Origin of the sequence: Sphingomonas sp. CL5.1 (assembly GCF_013344685.1) — a bacterium.
GTDB lineage: Bacteria > Pseudomonadota > Alphaproteobacteria > Sphingomonadales > Sphingomonadaceae > Sphingomonas.
In genome coordinates, this window is the sequence record NZ_CP050137.1 from 917,651 (window position 1) to 936,852 (window position 19,202).

The window sequence follows — 19,202 nt, forward strand, 5'->3', positions numbered from 1 at the left end:
CGCGTCAGCCGCCCCATATTTCCTCGGCGTAGCGCAGGAAGTTCAGCCCGAGGATCTTCTCCACCCGGCGCGGCGGATAGCCCTTGGCCGCCAGCAGCCGCGCGAGCTTGCAGAACTGGTCCGGCCCGCGCAGGTCGACGACGAAGGGATAGGTGTCCGGCCCCTCCCCGGTCGCGCTGATCCCGGCGGCGCGGCGCTGGGCGTTCTCCGCCGCCAGCATCGCGCCATAGGTCTTGAGATCGTCGATCTGCGTCACCGTGCCATCGGTGCCGATGCCGACATGATCCTCTCCGCAGACGTTCACCGCATGATCGATATGCGCCACCACCTCTGCGGCGGTGGCGTGGCCGGTCCTGTCGAGGAACGGCATGAAATAGATGCCGACGAAGCCGCCCTTCTCCGCCACCAGCCGCAATTCCTCGTCGGTCTTGTTGCGCGGCAGATCGGTGACGGCACGGCAGCCGGTGTGATTGATCGAGATCGGCGCGCGCGAGGCCCGCGCCGCCTCGAGGCAGGTCCGCTGGCCGCTGTGCGACAGATCGACCATCACCCGGCGATCGTTCAGCCGCGCGATCACCTCGCGGCCGAACGGGGTGATCCCGCGATTCTCCGGCGCCATCGATCCATCGCCGATCTGGTTGGCCGGATTGTAGGTGAGCTGGAACACGCGCACGCCGAGATCGGTGAAAACGTCGACCCGCGTCGCGTCCTTCCCCATCATCGCGCAATTCTGGAAGCCGTAGAGCAGGCCGATCTTTCTCTCCGCATGGGCGCGGCGGATATCGGCGGCGGACAGGATCTTCATCAGGTCGCGCGGATTCTCGCGGATCATCCGGTCGGTCGTGGCGATGTCGCGCACCGTCGCCTCGAACGGCTCCTCCGGCCCGGCGACATAGCCGAGCGTGACGTTGACCGCCGTCAGCCCGGAGGCGTGCGCCTCCGCCAGCACGCGCGGGGTGATCGCGCTGCGCGTGTCGCTGGTCGGGTGATTGGGGTCGCCCAGCCCGCCGAGCGCATTGACGATGATCCAGTCGGCGATCGGCCAGCCCGCGATCGGATCGCCTGCCCCTTCCGCCGCCAGCACCGGCGCGGACGCCATCCCCAGCGCCGCGAGCGCCCCTGCCCGCGTCACGAACGCGCGTCGATCAATCGCCATCGTCATCCCCCAGTTCCACCCCGGTCACCGGACGGTAATCGGCGCGCGGCCAGGCGCGGCCGCGCTTCACCGTCATCTCGATCGCGCGGATATTGGCGATGTCGGCCAGCGGGTCGCGCGTCAGCACGACGAAATTGGCGAGCTTGCCCTTTTCCACCGATCCCATCTCGTCGCCCTGCCCCGCCGCCCGCGCGCCGACCAGCGTCGCCGAGCGGATCACCTGAAGCGGCGGCATCCCGACGTCGTGCGCGAGGAAGAGCAGTTCGTCATGCACCTCCGGCCATTGCTGGTCCGCGCCATAATTGTGATCGGTGCCGGTGGAGATCGGCACGCCGGCGCGCCATGCCTGCTGCGTCAGCCGGATCGTCGCGGGGCCGGTGCAGCGCAGCGGGCGCCGCTCCGGATGCGCCTTGCGCTCGGCATCGTAGCGCACGAACAGGCTGCCGGTCGCGTCGAGGATCGTGCCGCGCTTCAGCATCTCGCGATAGAGGCCGGCGATCACCGGATCGTCGCCCTGCTTCGCCAGCAGCGCCTCGTTGACCGGCGTGTGATCCTCGTAAGAGGCGAGCATCACCGGCTCCGCCTGATAGGCGAGATAGCAGACATGGCTCACCGTATCGGGGCCAGCGGCGATCACGTCGGCCGGGCGGGTGGGGAAGACCGCGCTGTGCGCCCACACCCTGATATGCTGGCGATGCGCCTCCTCGGCGATCGCCTTGACCAGATGGGGCGGCAGGTCGGCGTAGATCTTGATCGCCGTCGCGGCGGTGCCGCGCGCCAGCGTCACCGCCGTCCGAAGGTCGGTCGCGTCGTCGATCGACTGCATCCACGGCGCGCTGCCCGGCGTCGCCCCGACCGACACCGCCAGCACGCGCCGGTCCTGGAAGAAGGGCGGCCCGGCCATCAGCGCGGCGTAATAGATATCGGGCGCGGGGATTTCCCCGGTCAGCGCCCCGCGGCTCAGCTCGCCGACCGGGCGCAGATCGTCCGCCATGTCGCGCACCGCCGTGACGCCGCCGAACAGGTCGCGGCGGAGCAGCGCCCTGGCGCGGGTGTTGTTCGGCGGCGTCGCGAGATGGACGTGGCTGTCGATCAGGCCGGGGATGACATAGCGCCCGGCGAGATCGACGCGCCGCGCCGCCGCCCCCCCGGCGATCGACCCGCGCGGCCCCACCGCCACGATCCGCTCGCCGCGCACGAGGATGTCCTCGTGCGGACGAGCGGGCGCGCCGGTGCCGTCGATGACGGTGGCGTCGGCATAGAGCGTCAGATCGCCCTCCGCCGCCGCCACCGGCGCGGCGACCATGCCGATCGCCGCTATCCCCCACGCCAGCCGCGAAAACCGCCGAAGCGAATGCCTGATGACCCTGTTCACACCACCATGGCTAAGTGAACACGGCCCGTTGCGCTAGTAGCGATCGATCCCCAGCCCGGCCGGATCGACCGCGGCCGCCGTGCCGCCGATCAGGCTGGCGATCAGATGGCCGGAGCCGCACGCCATCGTCCAGCCCAAGGTGCCGTGGCCGGTGTTGAGGAACAGGTTCGCCACCGGCGTCGCGCCGATCACCGGGGGGCCGTCCGGCGTCATCGGGCGCAGGCCGCTCCAGAAATTCGTCTCGCCATCGACCTTCGCGCCGCCGGGGAACAGATCGGTGAGCGAATGGAGCAAGGTCGCCTGCCGCCGCGCTGGCAGGCCGCGGTCGAAGCCCGAGATTTCCGCCATGCCGCCGACGCGCACCCGGTCGCCGAGCCGGGTGATCGCGATCTTGTAGCTTTCGTCGAGCAGGGTCGATACCGGCGCGCGCTCGGGATCGGCGACCGGGACGGTGATCGAATAACCCTTCACCGGATAGACGGGCAGCGTGAGGCCGAACGGCTTGAGCAGCGGCGGCGAATAGCTCGCCAGCGCGACGAGATACGCATCGCCACGCACCACGCCGGCGTTGGTCCTGACGCCGGAGACGCGGCCGCCATCGCGCTCCAGCGCCTCGATCGTCGTATTGTAGCGAAACTCCACCCCGGCCGCCGCCACCCGCTCGGCCAGCGCGCGGGTGAACATGCGGCAGTCGCCGGTCTCGTCGCCGGGCAGGCGCAGGCCGCCGACGAACTTGTCGCTGGTCGCGGCGAGGCCCGGCTCGGCGGCGACGCAGCCGGCGCGGTCGAGCAATTCATAGTCCACGCCGAAATCGTCCAGCACCGCCATGTCCTTGGCCGCGCTGGCAAGCTGCTTTTCGGTGCGGAAAAGCTGGAGCGTGCCTTGCTCCCGCTCGTCATAGGCGATGCCGAGCGTCCCGCGCAGCCGCTTCAGCTCGTCGCGGCTGAACTCGGCCAGCCCGACCATCCGGCTCTTGTTGAGCGCGTAGCGCGCCTCGGTGCAGTTGCGCAGCATCATCGCCAGCCAGCGCAGCATCGCCGCGTCGGGCTTCGGCCGCAGGATCAGCGGGGCATGCTTCATCAGCAGCCAGCGCACCGCCTTCTGCGGGATGCCCGGCGCTGCCCAGGGCGAGGCGTAGCCGGGCGAGACCTCACCGGCGTTGGCGAAGCTGGTTTCGAGCGCCGGGCCGGGCTGCCGGTCGATCACCGTCACCTCGTGCCCGGCCTGCGACAGATAATAGGCCGAGGTGACGCCGATCACGCCGGCGCCAAGGACGATCACTCTCATTGCTGCGCTCCATCGACATAAAGGCGCCGGTGACGCCGGCCGAGCTGGGTGAGGATTTCATAGGAGATCGTGCCGGCATCGCCGGCCACGTCGTCGAGCGACTGCGACGGGCCGAGCAATTCGACGGAATCGCCCTCCGCCAGCGCATCGTCGGGCAGCGAGGAGATATCGACCGTCAGGCTGTCCATCGAGACGCGCCCGACGATCGGCAACCGCTGCCCGCGATGCCAGGCCGCGCCGCGGCCGCTCAGATGGCGCGGCCAGCCGTCGGCATAGCCGATGCCGATCGTGGCGAGCCGGCGACGCTCGCTGGCGACATAATCGAGACCATAGCCGACACCGGTGCCCGCGCCGATCTCGCGGATCTGGATGACGCGCGCCGACAGCGCCGCGACGGGACGCAACCCTTCGGCCAACGCGCTCGGCGGCGCGCCATAGAGTGCGATGCCGGCGCGGGCGACGTCGCAATGGAAGCCGTCCGGCAGGAACGAGCCGCCACTGTTCGCGATCGAGGCGGGGACGCCGGGGAACAGCGCGCGCGCCGCCGCGAATCGCGCGAGCTGCGCGGCATTGGCGGGATTGCCCGGCTCGTCGGCGCAGGCGAGGTGCGTCATCAGCAGCCGCAGCGGCACCTCGCGCGCGAAGCCGGCGTCGCCCGTTAGCGCCTCCACCGCCGCCGCGTCGAGGCCGAGCCGCGACATGCCGCTGTCGATCTGCAACGCCGCCGGCAGCGCCGAGCCCCGTTCGCGGGCAAGGGCGCGCCAGCGCGCGACCTGGCTGGCCGAATTGAGCACCGGCACGAAGCCGCGATCGGCGCATAGAGCCTCGCATCCCGGATCGAGGCCGTTGAGGATGAAGATGTCGCCGGCCGTGCCGAGCGCCGCGCGCAGCGCGATCGCCTCACAAAGCTGCGCGACGAAGAAGATGCCGCAACCAGCATCGCGCAGCACCGGCGCGACCCACGCCGCGCCGAGGCCATAGGCGTCGGCCTTGACCACCGCGCCGCAGGCGGCGGGGGCGACGCGCGCGGCGAGCAGGCGGTAATTGGCGCGGATCGCATCCAGATCGATCGTCAGCCGGCTCGAGCCGGTCGCGCAGACGTCATTCGCCATCGGGCATCCTCCGCGGCGGAGAATGGCAGCGATCGGCGCGAATCTTTCGCCGATTTGACGTGCAATGCTGCTCGAAACGCGGCTATGTCGCAGAATCTTCGATCAGATGGCATATCCTGCATGTCCACCCTCGACGACGCCGATCGCCGCATCCTGACGCAGCTTCGCCTCAACGCACGGATCACCAACAGCGCGCTGGCCGAGGCGGTGGGGCTTTCCGCCTCCGCCTGCCTGCGCCGCGTGAAGCTGCTGGAGCAATCGGGCGTGATCCGGGGCTATACCGCGATCGTCGCCGGGGCGGGGCCGGACGAGGGCACGGTGGCGATCGTGCAGGTCGAGCTGGAGCGGCAGACCGAGGAATATCTCGTCCGCTTCGAGCGCGCGCTGCGCCACCATCCCGAAGTGCGCGAATGGTATCTGATGACCGGCGCGGGGGATTATGTGCTGCGCGTGCAGATCGCGGGGATGGAGGAATATGCCGCCTTCCACCGCGACGTGCTGACGCGGTTGCCCGGCGTCACGCGGATCACCTCCAGCTTCGCGATGCGCGGCAACCGGCGGGCGTGAACGGCGGCGTTTGACTCGCGGCGGCGCGCGCGACATCATCGCGCGATGCAGGCCAGCCGCCGTCTTTTCCGTTTCCGCCGCCACGGGGGGCAGCTTCTCGCGGGCATCTAGCCCCGGGTTCCGGCGCGACATGCCCCGAACCCGGGGCACCCGACCGGCAGCGCGCCAGACGCGCGCGATCCCTCATTCGCGGAAAAGAGCACCATGACGAGCAGCAAGGCGACGAGACGTCCGCCGATCCACATGATCGATACTGAGGCAGACAGGCTGACCGATCTGGCGATCGGGGCGGAGGATCGCCTGCCCGAGGTCAGCGAGATGCTGCTGGAGGAAATCGGCCGCGCCAATGTCCACACCGCCGCGCGCATCCCGCGCGACGTGGTGACGATGCACGCCCGCGTCGAGTTCATCGACGAGGCGAACGGCGCGACGCGCATCGTGCAGCTCGTCTGGCCGAAGGAAGCCGATATCTCGGCCGGGCGGGTTTCGATCCTCACGCCGGTCGGCGCGGGGCTGATCGGGCTGCGCGAGGGCCAGTCGATCCTGTGGCCCGATCGCGAAGGGCATCGCCGCGCGCTCACCATCGTCAAGGTGACGCAGACGGCCGGGGCGGCGTGACGCGAAACGACCGCCGGCGATTGGTGCCGGCGGCCGCTCGATCCGCTTCTTACCAGAAGAAGTTGCGGATCACGTCCACGACGACACCGCGACGATAGTCTATCAGCAGCACGTCGTTATAATGGCGCACCCAGCGCGTATAGGGATGCGCCGGCGGCAGGCGATAGCGCCACGGATCGACGATCCAGTAACGCTGGCCGTAATAGCTCGGCGCGATCCGCGTGCCGACGCGGAAATTCTGGTAGCGGAACGGCGCGCTCCAGTTGCCGCGTGCATAAAGCGAGCGGTTCTGGTTGCGCCACGCGCGCCAGTCGTCGCGCGCCCAGACGCGGTTGCGGTCCTCCGTCAGGTTCCGGCGCGCGTCGTGCAGGTCGCGCTGCTCGCGGCGCACGTCGTGGCGGTCGCCGTAACGGCGCGCCTGGTTCAGCTCATGCTGCTGCTGGCGGACGTCCTGGCGGTCGCGGCGCAAATCCTGATAGGTCTGCGCGGAGGCGACCGCCGGGAAGGCGGTGGCGGCCATCAGCACGCCGATCATCAACTTACGCATTATCGTTCTCCTTTTCCCTCGGCGGCACGGCGAGAACGCCGCGTCGCGACGGATCGGCTTATCGCAACGCGCCGCTGAATGCGCTGCGAACGCGTTGGTCAGGAAGGAGCAAGGTGGCGCGTTACGGCGTGTCACGCCCGCCGGGCGTCGGGCCGCCCATGCCGGCGGCGCCGACCGCGCCGATGTTGCCGAACAGGTCGGAGAAGAAGCTGCGCTTGCGGCCCAGCGTCGGCGTCGTCTTCTTCATCGGCGTGATCGAGGCGACCTGCTCCTTGCCTGAACGGCGCACCGCCGTCACCGTGCCGTTGCGATCGAAGCTGATCTGCATGGTGAGCTGGTCCTTCACCTTCGGCAGATTGTAGGCGAGGTTCCGGCTGTCGCGCGAGATATAATACCAGTCGCCCTGGTTGAACTGCGCGGCGAAGGTCGGGTGGCCGAGCGTGGCGAGCACCGAATCGCGATTGTCGACCCCCGGCTGGATCGAATTCACCAGATCGGCATCGACGACATAGCCCTGATGCGAGCGGAGCGGGGTGCAGCCCGCGAGCACGATCCCAGCGAGCGCGGCGATCAGGATGGGTTGGCGCATGGATACTCCGCGAACGTGACGGTTGCGCGGCACATTGCGTCCGCAGCCGAACGCCTCAATATGCCGGGCGGCAGGACGACACAAGGCAATGACGAGAAGGACGGGAACAGGCGTGGGATTCCTCGACAGGTTGCGCGGCAGATTCGGCAAGACGCCGGACCGGGATGCGGCGCTGCCGCTGTATCGGGCGGTGGTGGCGCGCGCGCGCCAGCCGCACTGGTATCTGGAGGGCGCGGTGCCCGACACGCTCGACGGGCGATTCGACATGGTGGCGGCGATCGCCGCCTTCGTGCTGCTGCGGCTGGAGGACGATCCGGCGGCGGCGCAGATGAGCGCGCACCTCACCGAGCGGTTTATCGACGACATGGACGCGCAGGTGCGCCAGATCGGCTTCGGCGACATGGTGGTGGGCAAGCAGGTCGGGCGGATGATGGGGATGCTCGGCGGGCGGCTCGGCGCCTATCGCGAGGGTGTGGCCGAGGGCACGCTGGACGAGGCGCTGGCGCGCAACCTGTGGCGGGGCGAACCGCCCGCCGCTGCCGCGGTGGCGCATGTCCGCGACCGTCTGCTCGCGTTCCACGCCGCGCTGAAAGCGGTGCCGCTCGACGCGCTCGACCGGGGAGAATTGCCATGATGCCGGAGTTTTCCCGTCCCGAGCGGCTCGACACGATCGGCGGCGAGCCGCGCGAGGTGACGATCTCCGCCGACGCCGGGGAACGCCGCCGGCTCGCCGCGCGCTTCGGGCTGGTCGGGATCGAGCGGCTGGAGGCGACCTTCACGATCCGCCGCGACATCGCCGGCATCCGCGCCGACGGCCGCGTCACGGCGGCGGTGACGCAGGCGTGCTCGGTGACCGGCGACCCGCTGCCGGCGACGGTGGACGAGGCGGTCGCGCTGCGCTTCGTCCCGCCAGGCGAATCGGGCGAGGAAATCGAGCTGGACGAGAACGCGCTCGACACGATCGAGATCGAGGGCGGCGCGATCGACCTCGGCGAAGCGGCGGCGGAGACGCTGGCGCTGGCGCTCGATCCCTTTCCGCGCGGCCCGCGCGCGGCGGAGGCGCTGCGCGAGGCCGGCGTGGCGGCGGAGGATCAGGCCGGCCCGTTCGGCGCGCTCGCGGCGTTGAAGGGGAAATTGGGGAAGTAGCGCGAAAAGTCGCGCTCAGTCCGCCCCCGGCCCCAGCGCGGCGTCCACATCGCGCGGGCGGACGAATCGGGTGAGCGTCGCGCGGCCCGGCGCGGCATCGCCCCAGTCGTCGATGTCGAAGGTGAGTTCCGCCAGCGTCGCGGTGGGGTATTTCTCCTCCACCTCCTCGCGCAGCGCCCCGCCGCCGTGCGGCACGAGCAGCAGCACCAGATCCTCCAGCCCCGGATTGTGGCCGACCAGCAGCAGACGTTCCGCATCGCCCGGCGTCTCGCGCACCACGTCGAGCAGCATCGCGGAGGAGGCGAGATAGATGCGCCGGTCCCACGCCGGGTCGATCGGCGCGCCATAACCGGCGGCGACCTCCCCGATCGTCTCGACGACGCGCACCGCCGGCGAGGCGACGACATGATCGAAGGCGAGGCCGAGCGCGCGCATGTGCCGCCCCATCGCCTTGGCGGCGCGATGCCCCTTGGCATTCAGCGGGCGATCGAAATCGCGCGCGACCGGATCGTCCCACCCGGATTTGGCGTGGCGCAGCAGCGTCAGCGTCTTCACGAGGGGAATTCTCCGTCAGTTCGGGTCGGCGGGAGCAGCCTCATGCCCCAGACGCGCGCCGGAGGAAAGACGCTGCCGCACCCGCGCGATCGCTTCGTCGAGCGGCACGCGCGCGATCGCCACGCCCGGCGGGAAGGCGGAAAGCTGCCGCGACGGCATCGCCGCCGAGAGCAACACGAATGCCCCGCGATCCCGCGCCGAGCGGATCAGCCGCCCGAACGCCTGCGCCAGCCGCGCGCGCACGATGCGGTCGTCATAGGCGCTGCCGCCGCCCGCCAGCCGCCGCGCGGCGTGGAGCACGCTCGGCTTGGGCCACGGCACGCCCTCCATCACCACCAGCCGCAGCGAATCGCCCGGCACGTCCATGCCGTCGCGCAACGCATCGGTGCCGAGCAGCGAGGCGTGCGGATCGTCACGGAAGATATCGACCAACGTGCCCGTGTCGATCGGATCGACGTGCTGCGCGTGGAGCGGCAGGCCGGCGCGCGCCAGCCGGTCGGCGATCGCGGCATGGACGCCGCGCAGCCGGCGGATCGCGGTGAACAGCCCGAGCGTGCCGCCGCCCGCCGCCTCGATCAGCCGCGCATAGGCGTTGGCGAGCGCGGCCTGATCGCCGCGCTTCACGTCGGTGACGATCAGCACCTCGGCGCAGGCGGCGTAATCGAACGGGCTGGCCGCCTCGAATCGCTCCGGCGGCATGGAGAGATGCGGCGCGCCGACCCGCGCCTCCGCAGTGTGCCAGTCGCCCCCGGCGGTGAGCGTGGCGGAGGTGACGAGCGCGCCGTGCGCGGGCTTCAGCACCACCTCCGCGAAAGGCCGCGTCGGATCGAGCCAGTGGCGGTGGAGGCCGATGTCGAACTCGCGCCCCTCAATCCGGTCCACCGCCAGCCAGTCGACGAAATCGGCATCGGCCGGCCCGCCGATCCGCGCGAGCAGTGACAGCCACGCCGCCACCGTCTCCGCGCGCCAGCCGAGCGAGGCGATCGCGCCCTCGATCCGCGCGCGCGCCTGCCCATCCATCCAGTCCGGCGCCTCGGCCAGCACCGCCTCCAGCCGTTTGCCGAGCGTCACCAACGGGCGGAGCAAGGCGTCGAGCGCCTGCGCGGCCGGGCCGGCGGCGTCGATCAGCGCGGGCGGCGGCTCGGCGATCTCGGTCTCTAGCCCATAGCCAGCATCGCCCGGCTGCTCCGCGCGGGCATAGACCACGCCGCGCACCGCCGCGAGCAACGCCTCGACCGGGCCGAACGGCGCGCCCTCCGCCAGCCGCGCCAGCCAGCCGTCGCTCGTCAGCGCCTGCGCCGCCGTCACCGCGTCTCCGATGGCGCGCCCGCCCGCCTCGTCATAGCTCGCCACGTCGGACAATCGCGCCGCCAGCCCACGCCGCCGCCCCCGCCCGCTTCCCTCCGGGCCGAGCACCCAGCGGCGCAGCTCGATCGCCTCCTGCCCCGTCAGCGCGGTGGAGAACATCGCGTCGGCGGCGTCGAACAGGTGATGGCCCTCGTCGAACACGTAGCGCGTCGGGCGAGTCGCGGTTTCCCGCCCGCGCGCGGCGTTGACCATCACCAAGGCATGATTGGCGATGACGATATCCGCCTCCACCGAGGCGCGCGCGGCATGCTCGATGAAGCATTTCCGGTAATGCGGGCAGCCGGCATAGACGCACTCGCCGCGCCGGTCGGTCAGCGCCGCCGTGCCGTTGCGGCGGAACAGGGTGACGAGCCAGCCGGGCAGGTCGCCCCCCACCATGTCGCCATCCGCGCTATAGGCCGCCCAGCGCGCCACCATCTGCGCGAGGATCGCCGCGCGGCCGGAGAACCCGCCCTGCAACGCATCCTCCAGGTTGAGCAGGCAAAGGTAGTTCTCGCGTCCCTTGCGGGTGACGACGCGCGCCTTGCGCACGGTCGCATCGGGATGGAGCCGCACCGTCTCGTGCGAAAGCTGGCGTTGCAGCGCCTTGGTATAGGTGCTGATCCACACCGCGCCCTGCGCCTGCTCCGCCCACAGCGAGGCGGGGGCGAGATACCCGAGCGTCTTGCCGATCCCCGTCCCCGCCTCCGCCAGCACGAGATTGGGCGATTCGCGCGCGACTCGCGGGGCGAAGGCATCGGCGGCGGCATCGGCATAAGCGCGCTGGCCGGGGCGCGGCTCGCGGTTCGCGCCGGTGAGGCGCGCCAGCCGCTCCTGCACCGCATCGCCGTCGAGCGCGATCGTGCGCGGCATCGGACGCGGCGCGGCTTCCTCCCATTCCGGCAGACGTGAGAACAGCCAGCGCTCCGCATCGCGCGGCCGCACGATGCGGTCGGCGAGCAGTGGTGCCCACGGCCAGCGCAGGCGGAACAGCGTTTGCGCAGCGGTCCATGCGCCCTCACGCTCGGGCCAGTCGCCCTCGGGAATCGCGAGCAGCCGCGCTGCGGCCGCCAGCAGGAAGGGCGCGACCGCCGCGTCATTCTCGGGCGGCTCCAGCCCGGCGGCGGCGGCGAGCCCCTTGGGCGTCGGCACCATGAATTGCGCCGGCCGCAGGAAAGCGAACAGCTCCAGCAGGTCCAGCCCCGAAAGCTCGCCATAGCCGAGTCGCTGCCCGATCAACGGCGCGTTGAGCAGGATCACCGGCGTATCGGCGGCGATGCGGATCGCCTCCCCGCGCCCGATCGCGCGCACCTTCCCGGCCTCGGCGATCCACACGCCGGAATGGCTGGCATGCAGCGCGGGATAAGGGAGAACGGTCACGACCGCCGGTTAGAACAAATGCGAAACCCACGCCAGCCCATGCACCTTGGGGTGGATTCCCGTCCCCCCGTGTGCTTTAGGCCGCCCGTTTCCTATATGGTGAGGCCACGCATCCCATGAACATCCATGAATATCAGGCCAAGGAACTGCTCGCGAAGTTCGGCGTCCCCGTTCCCGCCGGCTATGCCGCGATGACCGTCGACGAGGCGGTCGAGGCTTCGAAGAAGCTTCCGGGGCCGCTCTATGTCGTCAAGGCGCAAATCCACGCCGGCGGCCGCGGCAAGGGCAAGTTCAAGGAGCTGCCGGCCGACGCCAAGGGCGGCGTCCGCCTCGCCAAAACGGCCGAGGAAGTGCGCGCCGCCGCCGCCGACATGCTCGGCAACACGCTCGTCACGGTGCAGACCGGCGAGCACGGCAAGCAGGTCAACCGCCTCTACGTCACTGACGGCGTGGACATCGCCAAGGAATTCTACCTCGCGGTGCTGGTCGATCGCGCCACCGGCCGCGTCGCCTTCGTCGTCTCCACCGAGGGCGGCATGGACATCGAGACGGTCGCACACGACACGCCGGAGAAGATCCATACCTTCGACGTCGATCCCGCGACCGGTTTCATGCCGCATCACGGCCGCGCCGTCGCCAACGCGCTGGGCCTGACCGGCGACCTCGCCAAGCAGGCCGAGAAGCTCGCCTCGAAGGTGTATGACGCCTTCCTCGGCACCGACGCCTCGCAGATCGAGATCAACCCGCTCGCCGTCACCGACGACGGCAAGCTGATGGTGCTCGACGCGAAGGTCGGCTTCGACGGCAATGCGATGTTCCGCCACAAGGACCTCGCCGAGCTGCGCGACGAGACGGAGGAGGACCCGGCCGAGCTGGAAGCCTCCAAATACGATCTCGCCTATATCAAGCTCGACGGCGACATCGGCTGCATGGTGAACGGCGCCGGCCTCGCCATGGCGACGATGGACATCATCAAGCTCAACGGCATGTTCCCGGCCAACTTCCTCGACGTGGGCGGCGGCGCCACCACCGAGAAGGTGACGGCGGCGTTCAAGATCATCCTCGCCGATCCGGCGGTGAAGGGCATCCTCGTCAATATCTTCGGCGGGATCATGCGCTGCGACACGATCGCCGAAGGCATCGTCGCGGCGGCGAAGGAAGTGAACCTCTCGGTGCCGCTGGTCGTGCGGCTCGAGGGCACCAATGTCGAGCAGGGCAAGGCGATCCTCGCCGGCTCCGGCCTCGCGATCGTCCCGGCCAACGATCTGGGCGATGCGGCGAGGAAGATCGTCGCCGAGGTGAAGAAGGCGGCCTAATCCGCGCGCGCGAGCAGCGTCGCTGCCCGCGAGACGAGCAGGGCCGGCCCGCATCCGCCGGTCCAGGAAAAGGGGCGGGAACCCGATAGCGGGTTTTCCCGCCCCTTCGCTATTTCGCGGATGGCACGCCCTCTTCGCTGATGCTCTTGTTGACGGCCGCTGCCATCGCGATGTTCCGGGCGAGGCCGGTCGGGTCGCTGCCGCCCTTCACGATGACACCCTCGATCGGTTGGCTTCGGTTTCGGGCCGCCGATGCCTCGACGCACTTTCCGCCCTTGATGGCGATACCCGGAATCGGATTGCCGCGCGCCGCGCCAAAGGTTCACCCGATCCCCCCGAAAGGACGTTTGGGCTGGACTCACGTCGATTCTGCTGCATTAGCGAACCCACTGTTCGAAGATAGCGCCAATGGAGACACAGCCGATGAAGGTGCTGGTTCCGGTCAAGCGAGTGCTTGACTATAATGTGAAGCCTCGCGTGAAGGCGGACGGGTCGGGCGTCGACCTCGCCAACGTGAAGATGTCGATGAACCCGTTCGACGAGATCGCGGTCGAGGAAGCGATCCGCCTGAAGGAAAAGGGCGTCGCGACCGAGATCGTCGCGGTGTCGATCGGCGAGGCGAAGTGCCAGGAGACGCTGCGCACCGCGCTGGCGATGGGCGCGGACCGCGCGATCCTCGTCCAGACCGACGAGAAGGCCGAGCCGCTGGCGATCGCCAAGATCCTCGCGAAGATCGCGGGCGAGGAGCAGCCGGGCCTCATCATCCTCGGCAAGCAGGCGATCGACGACGACAACAACCAGACCGGCCAGATGCTCGCCGGCCTGCTCGGCTGGGGTCAGGGCACCTTCGCGTCGAAGGTCGAGGTTTCGGGCGAGACGGTGAAGGTCACGCGCGAGGTCGACGGCGGGCTTGAGACGGATTCGTTCAAGCTCCCGGCGATCGTCACCACCGATCTGCGCCTCAACGAGCCGCGCTACGCCTCGCTGCCGAACATCATGAAGGCCAAGTCAAAGCCGCTCGCGACCAAGTCGCCGGCCGATTACGGCGTCGATGTCGCGCCGCGCCTCACCACGCTCAAGGTGGTCGAGCCGCCGAAGCGCACCGCCGGCGTGAAGGTCGCCGATGTCGATGAGCTGGTCGCGAAACTCAAGGCGATGGGAGTGGCGAAGTGAAGACGCTCGTTTGGGTCGAACATGACGGCAGTGCCGTCAAGGACGCCACGCTCTCCGCGGTAACCGCCGCGTCGAAGCTGGGCGAGGTGCATCTGCTGGTCGCCGGGCAGGGCGTCGGCGCGGTGGCCGATCAGGCCGCGAAGATCGCGGGCGTCGGCAAGGTGCATGTCGCGGACGACGCGGCTTACGCCCACGCGCTGGCCGAGAATGTCGCGCCGCTGGTCGTCGAGCTGATGGGCCACCATGACGCGTTCGCCGTCCCCGCCACCAGCAACGGCAAGAACATCGCGCCGCGCGTCGCCGCGCTGCTCGATGTGATGCAGATCAGCGACGTGCTGTCGGTCGAGGGGCCGGACACGTTCACGCGCCCGATCTACGCCGGCAACGCAATCGCGACGGTGCAGACCAAGGACGCCAAGAAGGTCATCACCGTGCGCGGCACCGCGTTCGAGAAGGCCGCGCCGGAAGGCGGCTCGGGTACGGTCGAGGCGGTCGCGGCGACCGGCGACAAGGGTCTCTCGACCTTCGAGGGCCAGGAGATCGCCAAGTCGGAGCGCCCCGAACTCACCTCGGCGAAGATCATCGTCTCCGGCGGCCGCGCGCTCCAGAACAGCGAGAACTTCCACGCGATCATCGAGCCGCTCGCCGACAAGCTCGGCGCAGGCGTCGGCGCGAGCCGCGCGGCGGTGGATGCGGGTTATGTGCCGAACGACTATCAGGTCGGCCAGACCGGCAAGATCGTCGCGCCGGAAGTCTATATCGCGATCGGCATCTCCGGCGCGATCCAGCACCTTGCCGGCATGAAGGACTCCAAGACCATCATCGCCATCAACAAGGACGAGGACGCCCCGATCTTCCAGGTCGCCGACATCGGCCTGGTCGGCGACCTGTTCAAGGTGGTGCCGGAGCTGACGCAGAAGCTGTGAGGCATGGAGCCTAGCTCCATGCCGGTGCCTGAGCATATCTAGGCACCCAGCCGGCCAGCCCCGCCACAGCGGCACCCGACGACGCGGGATTAATCCCCGTGCCCGTCCAATGAAAAGAATGAAAAGAAGGCGGTGTCCCGGACCGGACGCCGCCTTCTTTTATTGAGCGCTTGCCTCGATATAGTTGTATGATACAACCATATTGGGAGAGGAAGCCGGTATGGAAGCCACCACGCAATTGGTCGAGGATATACGCGACGTATCGCGTGCGATCGTGCGTCAGTGGGGCTTCATGGGTGGGAGCTTCGCGGGGACCGAGCTTTCGCCATCCGCCGTCCACGCGCTGATCGAGATCGAGCGCGGCGACCTCACCGCACGTGATCTCGGCACGCGCCTGCGCCTCGAAAAATCCAGCGTGAGCAGGATGTTGCGGAAGCTCATCGACGCAGGTGACATCAGCGAGGAAGCGGGCGAGGACGACGGCCGCATGAAAATCCTCTCGCTCACCCCGGAAGGAAAGCGCCGCGTCGCGGCGATCCATGCCTTTGCCGATGCGCAGGTGATCGAGGCGCTCGGGCGGCTGCGGCCGGAGCAGGCGCGCGCCGTTCTGGAGGGGTTGCGCCTCTACGCAAGCGCGCTCACCGGTGAGGGCGCCGCGGGGGCGCCTCCCGCCATCGCCATCGCGCGCGGCTATCGCACCGGGCTGGTCGCGCGGGTCACGGAGATGCACGCGCTTTATTATTCCCGCGAAACCGGCTTCGGCCAGCATTTCGAGAGCGTCGTGGCGACCGGCCTCGCGGACCTGTGCAACAGGCTGGAAAACCCGCGCAACGCCATCTGGTCGGCGCTGCGCGGAGAAGAGGTGGTCGGCTCGATCTCGATCGACGGCGAGGATCTCGGCGGCGACATCGCGCATTTGCGGTATTTCATCGCGGCGGACGATGCGCGCGGCGCTGGAGTCGGGCGCAGGTTGCTCTGCGCCGCGATGACCTTCGTCGACGAGCAGGATTTCGCTGAAACCCATTTGTGGACAGTAAGCGGTCTGGCGGCGGCGCGGCACCTCTACGAGAGCTTCGGCTTCACCTGCGTCGAGCAATGGTCCGGCCGGCAATGGGGGCCGGAGATGACCGAGCAGCGCTTCGTCCGGCCACGCCAACACGGATGAGGCGGTGCTGGCGCCGACGGAATCGCATGCTAACCTTGCCCGCATGATCCTCCCGCTGCTTCTCGCCACCGCGCCGGCGCAATCCGCGCCACCGCCCGCTCCGCCTCCCGTGGCCGCCGGGCAATGGCCCACGCAGGAAGGCGATTTCCTCATCCGCGATTTCACCTTCCGTTCGGGAGAGAAGCTGGCCGAACTGAAGCTCCACTACACCACGCTCGGTACCCCGCATCGCAACGCGGCGGGCGAGATCGACAATGCGGTGATGGTGCTCCACGGCACTGGCGGCACGGGCAGGCAATTCCTCCAGCCGCAATTCGCCGACGAGCTGTACGGCGCCGGCCGACCGCTCGACATCACGCGCTATTTCATCATCCTGCCCGACAATATCGGGCACGGCGGCTCCTCCAAACCGTCTGACGGGATGCGCATGGCCTTCCCGCATTACGACTATGACGACATGGTCGCGGCGCAGCACCGGCTGCTCGCCGAGCATTTCGGCATCCGCAAGATGCGCCTCATCATGGGCACGTCGATGGGCTGCATGCACAGCTTCATCTGGGCGGAGACCTATCCCGATTACGCCCGCGCGCTGATGCCGATGGCGTGCGAGCCGGTGCGGATCGCGGGACTCAACCGCATGTGGCGACAGCTAGCGATCGACGCGATCGAGCAGGACCCGGCGTGGCACGGCGGCAATTACACCAGCCAGCCGGCGCAGGGCGTGCGCGGCGCGGCCTCGCTGCTGTTCATCGCCGGCAGCGCGCCGCTCTACCTCCAGTCGGCCTATCCCACCCGCGACGCGGCGGTATCCTATGCGCGCGAGAAAGTGGCCGGATCGATCAGGGGAATCGACGCCAACGACCTGATCTATCAGCTCGATTCATCCCGCACCTATGATCCGTGGCCGAAGCTGGAGACGATCACGGCGCCGATGACGTGGATCAATTCGGCCGACGATTTCATCAACCCGCGCAATCTCGATTTTCCGAATCAGGCGGTGAAGCGGATGCCCCACACCCGTTTCCGCCTGATCGCGGAAAGCGCCGACACGCGCGGGCATGGCACGCACACCTGGGCGAAGTTCTGGAAACAGGATCTCGCCGATCTCCTGGCGCGTACCGCGCCCTGACCGTCGTGAGGCCGCTTGTCGCGAGCCGCGCGGCTGGATAGGCGCAAGGCCATGCGCGCCCTGTTCCTGCTCGCCGCCCTGCTCCTCTCCCTCCCCGCCGCCGCGCAGCGCGCGGATCGCGCGACGCCCGGCTTCGTGCGGGTGCGGCTGGAGACGGCGCTGGGCAATATCGTGCTGGCGCTGGACGCCAGGCACGCGCCGATCTCGACCGACAATTTCATGCGCTACGTCGACGACGGGCGATTCGACGGGATCAGCTTCTATCGCGTCGCGCGCAGCAAGCTGGCGCCGAAGTTCGGCTTCATCCAATCCGGCATCCGCACCGACGCGCGGCGCTTCCTCGACACGATCGCCCACGAGCCGACCAGCAAGACCGGCATCCGCCATCTCGACATGACGATCTCGATGGCACGGCGCGGGGAGCCGGGATCGGCCAATGGCAACTGGTTCATCACCGTCGGCGCGATGCCGTCGATGGACGCCAGCCCCGGCCATCCCGGGTACGCCGCGTTCGGACGCGTCGTCGGCGGGCAGGATGTGGTGCGCCGTATCCTCGCGCAGCCGACCGGCGGCGGGATGGGCGGGACGCTGCTGATGAAGCCGGTCTATGTCCGCCGCGCGGTGCGGCTCGACGGGGTAGCGAAGCCGACCGGTCGCCCGCGTCCGTGGATCATCGAGGGGCGCAAGGACGGATGATGCGTCGCCGCCTCGTCATCACCGGCCGGGTGCAGGGCGTATTCTATCGCGACTGGTTCGTCGCCGAGATGCGCCGGCTGGGCGTGCGCGGCTGGGTGCGCAACCGGCTCGACCGTTCAGTGGAGGCGGTGGTCGAGGGGAGCGAGGAAGCCATTGCCGCCGCGATCGCGCGGGCGCGCCAGGGTTCTCCGGCGGCGCACGTCGACGATGTCGTGGTGAGCGACGACGCGCCGGCCGACTTGCCCGAAACCTTCGCGAAGCGCCCGACCGTCTGACCTCAGCCCTGCGGCGGCGCCATCTCGATCGCCGGGCCGCTCGGCGCGGTGGCGCTGTTCGCCTGATAAGCGATCGTCAGCGCCCAGCCAGCGAGGATCGCGGTGACGATCCATGTCCCCACCGCGCCCGTCGCGCGGAGCGGATTCGGCGCGGGGCGCATGATCCCGATCGGATGCGCGATGCGGGCGATGACGAACACCACCGTCAGGACCCACAGCCACAGCGATGGTCCTCGCGCCAGCTCGATCAACCCGGTGAGGATCAGCACGAACGGCGCATATTCGGCGAAATTGGCGTGGGCGCGCATTCCCGCCAGCATCTCCGGCTTACCGCCGTCGCCGAGCATTACCCCCTGCATCCGCCCGCGCACCAGCCGCAGCCCCAGCCACAGGTTGATCAGCCCGCAGGCGGCGGCCAGCACCAGCGTTACCGGAAGCAGCATCCCATATTCCCCATGTCGTTATCGTGGCGAAAGACTGCCACTTGCCCGCGCCGCTTGCAACGCAGCGATATTCCGGTATAGGCGCGTGACTTCGCGATGCGCCCGGCCGCCCGGCGCGGCCGGCGTGTCTGTCGGCTGCGTTCGAGTTGTTCCGGGCGAATCGCCTCCTTTTGAACTGAATACGGATCAAGGTGCCGCGATGGCCGTCCCCAAGCGAAAGACTTCCCCCTCCCGCCGTGGCATGCGCCGCGCGCACGATGCGCTCTCGGTGGAGGCGTTCCAAGAATGCCCGAACTGCGGCGAGTTGAAGCGCCCGCATAATCTTTGCCCGTCCTGCGGCCATTACAACGGACGCGAAGTCGTTTCCGTCGAGGGCTGATAGCCCGGCCAAACAGGGGGT

The 19,202-nt window shown here is 69.2% G+C and carries 21 protein-coding genes; 12 read left to right on the plus strand and 9 right to left on the minus strand.

Going from position 1 to position 19,202, the window contains the following annotated elements:
• Nucleotides 1–4: 4 nt before the first annotated feature.
• The 4 genes from F9288_RS04605 to alr all read right to left on the minus strand — a co-directional run bounded on the left by F9288_RS04605 (nucleotide 5) and on the right by alr (nucleotide 4,930).
• On the minus strand, nucleotides 5–1,156 hold the full coding sequence (locus F9288_RS04605) for a dipeptidase (RefSeq protein ID WP_174838866.1): 1,152 nt from the start codon (nucleotides 1,154–1,156) through the stop codon (nucleotides 5–7).
• The gene (locus F9288_RS04610; protein ID WP_174835546.1) at nucleotides 1,146–2,462 is read right to left on the minus strand and encodes an amidohydrolase family protein; all 1,317 of its coding nucleotides are present in this window, start codon (nucleotides 2,460–2,462) and stop codon (nucleotides 1,146–1,148) included. The genes F9288_RS04605 and F9288_RS04610 overlap by 11 nt, the downstream gene beginning before the upstream one ends.
• Before the next feature lie 102 nt (nucleotides 2,463–2,564).
• Nucleotides 2,565–3,818 carry a D-amino acid dehydrogenase gene (locus F9288_RS04615; RefSeq protein WP_174835547.1) on the minus strand — a complete coding sequence of 418 codons (1,254 nt, stop codon included), beginning with the start codon at nucleotides 3,816–3,818 and terminating at the stop codon, nucleotides 2,565–2,567.
• Nucleotides 3,815–4,930 carry an alanine racemase gene (gene alr, locus F9288_RS04620; RefSeq protein WP_174835548.1) on the minus strand — a complete coding sequence of 372 codons (1,116 nt, stop codon included), beginning with the start codon at nucleotides 4,928–4,930 and terminating at the stop codon, nucleotides 3,815–3,817. Before alr ends, F9288_RS04615 begins: the two co-directional genes overlap by 4 nt.
• A 120-nt stretch (nucleotides 4,931–5,050) precedes the next feature.
• Here alr and F9288_RS04625 point away from each other — a divergent pair, with 120 nt between their 5' ends.
• Together F9288_RS04625 and rnk are read left to right on the plus strand one after the other, a co-directional pair.
• Nucleotides 5,051–5,497, plus strand: coding sequence for an Lrp/AsnC family transcriptional regulator (locus F9288_RS04625; RefSeq protein ID WP_174835549.1), 447 nt, complete (start codon nucleotides 5,051–5,053; stop codon nucleotides 5,495–5,497).
• A gap of 204 nt (nucleotides 5,498–5,701) precedes the next feature.
• Nucleotides 5,702–6,115 (plus strand): nucleoside diphosphate kinase regulator, encoded by a 414-nt coding sequence (gene rnk, locus F9288_RS04630; RefSeq protein ID WP_174835550.1) that lies wholly within the window; start codon nucleotides 5,702–5,704, stop codon nucleotides 6,113–6,115.
• A gap of 49 nt (nucleotides 6,116–6,164) precedes the next feature.
• On the opposite strand, the gene F9288_RS04635 is transcribed toward rnk, so the two are convergent.
• Entirely contained in the window at nucleotides 6,165–6,662 is a 498-nt protein-coding gene (locus tag F9288_RS04635) for an RcnB family protein (protein WP_174835551.1), read from the minus strand.
• 121 nt (nucleotides 6,663–6,783) lie between these two features.
• Nucleotides 6,784–7,251: an outer membrane protein assembly factor BamE gene (locus F9288_RS04640; protein WP_174835552.1), complete on the minus strand. Its 468-nt coding sequence runs from the start codon at nucleotides 7,249–7,251 to the stop codon at nucleotides 6,784–6,786.
• 112 nt (nucleotides 7,252–7,363) lie between these two features.
• Here F9288_RS04640 and F9288_RS04645 point away from each other — a divergent pair, with 112 nt between their 5' ends.
• Both F9288_RS04645 and F9288_RS04650 read left to right on the plus strand, forming a co-directional pair.
• Nucleotides 7,364–7,885 (plus strand): ubiquinol-cytochrome C chaperone family protein, encoded by a 522-nt coding sequence (locus F9288_RS04645; RefSeq protein ID WP_254621076.1) that lies wholly within the window; start codon nucleotides 7,364–7,366, stop codon nucleotides 7,883–7,885.
• A complete protein-coding gene (locus F9288_RS04650; RefSeq protein ID WP_174835554.1) occupies nucleotides 7,882–8,397 on the plus strand; it encodes a DUF177 domain-containing protein in 516 nt (171 codons plus the stop codon). The genes F9288_RS04645 and F9288_RS04650 overlap by 4 nt, the downstream gene beginning before the upstream one ends.
• Nucleotides 8,398–8,412: 15 nt before the next feature.
• On the opposite strand, the gene F9288_RS04655 is transcribed toward F9288_RS04650, so the two are convergent.
• The gene (locus F9288_RS04655; RefSeq protein ID WP_174835555.1) at nucleotides 8,413–8,952 is read right to left on the minus strand and encodes a histidine phosphatase family protein; all 540 of its coding nucleotides are present in this window, start codon (nucleotides 8,950–8,952) and stop codon (nucleotides 8,413–8,415) included.
• Nucleotides 8,953–8,967: 15 nt separating this feature from the next.
• Nucleotides 8,968–11,679 (minus strand): ATP-dependent DNA helicase, encoded by a 2,712-nt coding sequence (locus F9288_RS04660; RefSeq protein ID WP_174835556.1) that lies wholly within the window; start codon nucleotides 11,677–11,679, stop codon nucleotides 8,968–8,970.
• Between the two features lie 116 nt (nucleotides 11,680–11,795).
• Here F9288_RS04660 and sucC point away from each other — a divergent pair, with 116 nt between their 5' ends.
• The 7 genes from sucC (at nucleotide 11,796) to F9288_RS04695 (ending at nucleotide 18,359) form a co-directional block, all read left to right on the plus strand.
• On the plus strand, nucleotides 11,796–12,995 hold the full coding sequence (gene sucC, locus F9288_RS04665; protein ID WP_174835557.1) for an ADP-forming succinate--CoA ligase subunit beta: 1,200 nt from the start codon (nucleotides 11,796–11,798) through the stop codon (nucleotides 12,993–12,995).
• A gap of 423 nt (nucleotides 12,996–13,418) precedes the next feature.
• Nucleotides 13,419–14,168, plus strand: coding sequence for an electron transfer flavoprotein subunit beta/FixA family protein (locus tag F9288_RS04670; RefSeq protein ID WP_174838868.1), 750 nt, complete (start codon nucleotides 13,419–13,421; stop codon nucleotides 14,166–14,168).
• Entirely contained in the window at nucleotides 14,165–15,094 is a 930-nt protein-coding gene (locus F9288_RS04675) for an electron transfer flavoprotein subunit alpha/FixB family protein (RefSeq protein WP_174835558.1), read from the plus strand. The genes F9288_RS04670 and F9288_RS04675 overlap by 4 nt, the downstream gene beginning before the upstream one ends.
• 220 nt (nucleotides 15,095–15,314) lie before the next feature.
• A complete protein-coding gene (locus F9288_RS04680) occupies nucleotides 15,315–16,259 on the plus strand; it encodes a helix-turn-helix domain-containing GNAT family N-acetyltransferase (protein WP_174835559.1) in 945 nt (314 codons plus the stop codon).
• A 43-nt stretch (nucleotides 16,260–16,302) separates the two neighbouring features.
• The gene (locus F9288_RS04685) at nucleotides 16,303–17,388 is read left to right on the plus strand and encodes an alpha/beta fold hydrolase (RefSeq protein WP_174835560.1); all 1,086 of its coding nucleotides are present in this window, start codon (nucleotides 16,303–16,305) and stop codon (nucleotides 17,386–17,388) included.
• Between the two features lie 51 nt (nucleotides 17,389–17,439).
• Nucleotides 17,440–18,084: a peptidylprolyl isomerase gene (locus tag F9288_RS04690; RefSeq protein WP_174835561.1), complete on the plus strand. Its 645-nt coding sequence runs from the start codon at nucleotides 17,440–17,442 to the stop codon at nucleotides 18,082–18,084.
• Nucleotides 18,081–18,359, plus strand: coding sequence for an acylphosphatase (locus F9288_RS04695; protein WP_174835562.1), 279 nt, complete (start codon nucleotides 18,081–18,083; stop codon nucleotides 18,357–18,359). Before F9288_RS04690 ends, F9288_RS04695 begins: the two co-directional genes overlap by 4 nt.
• A 2-nt stretch (nucleotides 18,360–18,361) precedes the next feature.
• Here the strand turns inward: F9288_RS04695 and F9288_RS04700 are convergent, their stop codons facing one another.
• A complete protein-coding gene (locus F9288_RS04700; protein WP_174835563.1) occupies nucleotides 18,362–18,802 on the minus strand; it encodes an MAPEG family protein in 441 nt (146 codons plus the stop codon).
• 199 nt (nucleotides 18,803–19,001) lie between these two features.
• Here F9288_RS04700 and rpmF point away from each other — a divergent pair, with 199 nt between their 5' ends.
• Nucleotides 19,002–19,181, plus strand: a complete 180-nt coding sequence (gene rpmF / locus F9288_RS04705) for a 50S ribosomal protein L32 (RefSeq protein ID WP_137785313.1) — start codon at nucleotides 19,002–19,004, stop codon at nucleotides 19,179–19,181.
• Nucleotides 19,182–19,202 lie beyond the last annotated feature (21 nt).

Coding starts and splice junctions, on each gene's coding strand:
- F9288_RS04680 (WP_174835559.1), top strand. CDS start 15,315: ATGGAAGCCACCACGCAATTGGTCGAGGATATACGCGACGTATCGCGT.
- F9288_RS04625 (WP_174835549.1), top strand. CDS start 5,051: ATGTCCACCCTCGACGACGCCGATCGCCGCATCCTGACGCAGCTTCGC.
- F9288_RS04700 (WP_174835563.1), bottom strand. CDS start 18,802: ATGCTGCTTCCGGTAACGCTGGTGCTGGCCGCCGCCTGCGGGCTGATC.
- F9288_RS04685 (WP_174835560.1), top strand. CDS start 16,303: ATGATCCTCCCGCTGCTTCTCGCCACCGCGCCGGCGCAATCCGCGCCA.
- F9288_RS04640 (WP_174835552.1), bottom strand. CDS start 7,251: ATGCGCCAACCCATCCTGATCGCCGCGCTCGCTGGGATCGTGCTCGCG.
- alr (WP_174835548.1), bottom strand. CDS start 4,930: ATGGCGAATGACGTCTGCGCGACCGGCTCGAGCCGGCTGACGATCGAT.
- rpmF (WP_137785313.1), top strand. CDS start 19,002: ATGGCCGTCCCCAAGCGAAAGACTTCCCCCTCCCGCCGTGGCATGCGC.
- F9288_RS04690 (WP_174835561.1), top strand. CDS start 17,440: ATGCGCGCCCTGTTCCTGCTCGCCGCCCTGCTCCTCTCCCTCCCCGCC.
- F9288_RS04605 (WP_174838866.1), bottom strand. CDS start 1,156: ATGGCGATTGATCGACGCGCGTTCGTGACGCGGGCAGGGGCGCTCGCG.
- F9288_RS04650 (WP_174835554.1), top strand. CDS start 7,882: ATGATGCCGGAGTTTTCCCGTCCCGAGCGGCTCGACACGATCGGCGGC.
- F9288_RS04695 (WP_174835562.1), top strand. CDS start 18,081: ATGATGCGTCGCCGCCTCGTCATCACCGGCCGGGTGCAGGGCGTATTC.
- F9288_RS04635 (WP_174835551.1), bottom strand. CDS start 6,662: ATGCGTAAGTTGATGATCGGCGTGCTGATGGCCGCCACCGCCTTCCCG.
- F9288_RS04670 (WP_174838868.1), top strand. CDS start 13,419: ATGAAGGTGCTGGTTCCGGTCAAGCGAGTGCTTGACTATAATGTGAAG.
- sucC (WP_174835557.1), top strand. CDS start 11,796: ATGAACATCCATGAATATCAGGCCAAGGAACTGCTCGCGAAGTTCGGC.
- rnk (WP_174835550.1), top strand. CDS start 5,702: ATGACGAGCAGCAAGGCGACGAGACGTCCGCCGATCCACATGATCGAT.
- F9288_RS04610 (WP_174835546.1), bottom strand. CDS start 2,462: ATGGTCGCCGCGCCGGTGGCGGCGGCGGAGGGCGATCTGACGCTCTAT.
- F9288_RS04615 (WP_174835547.1), bottom strand. CDS start 3,818: ATGAGAGTGATCGTCCTTGGCGCCGGCGTGATCGGCGTCACCTCGGCC.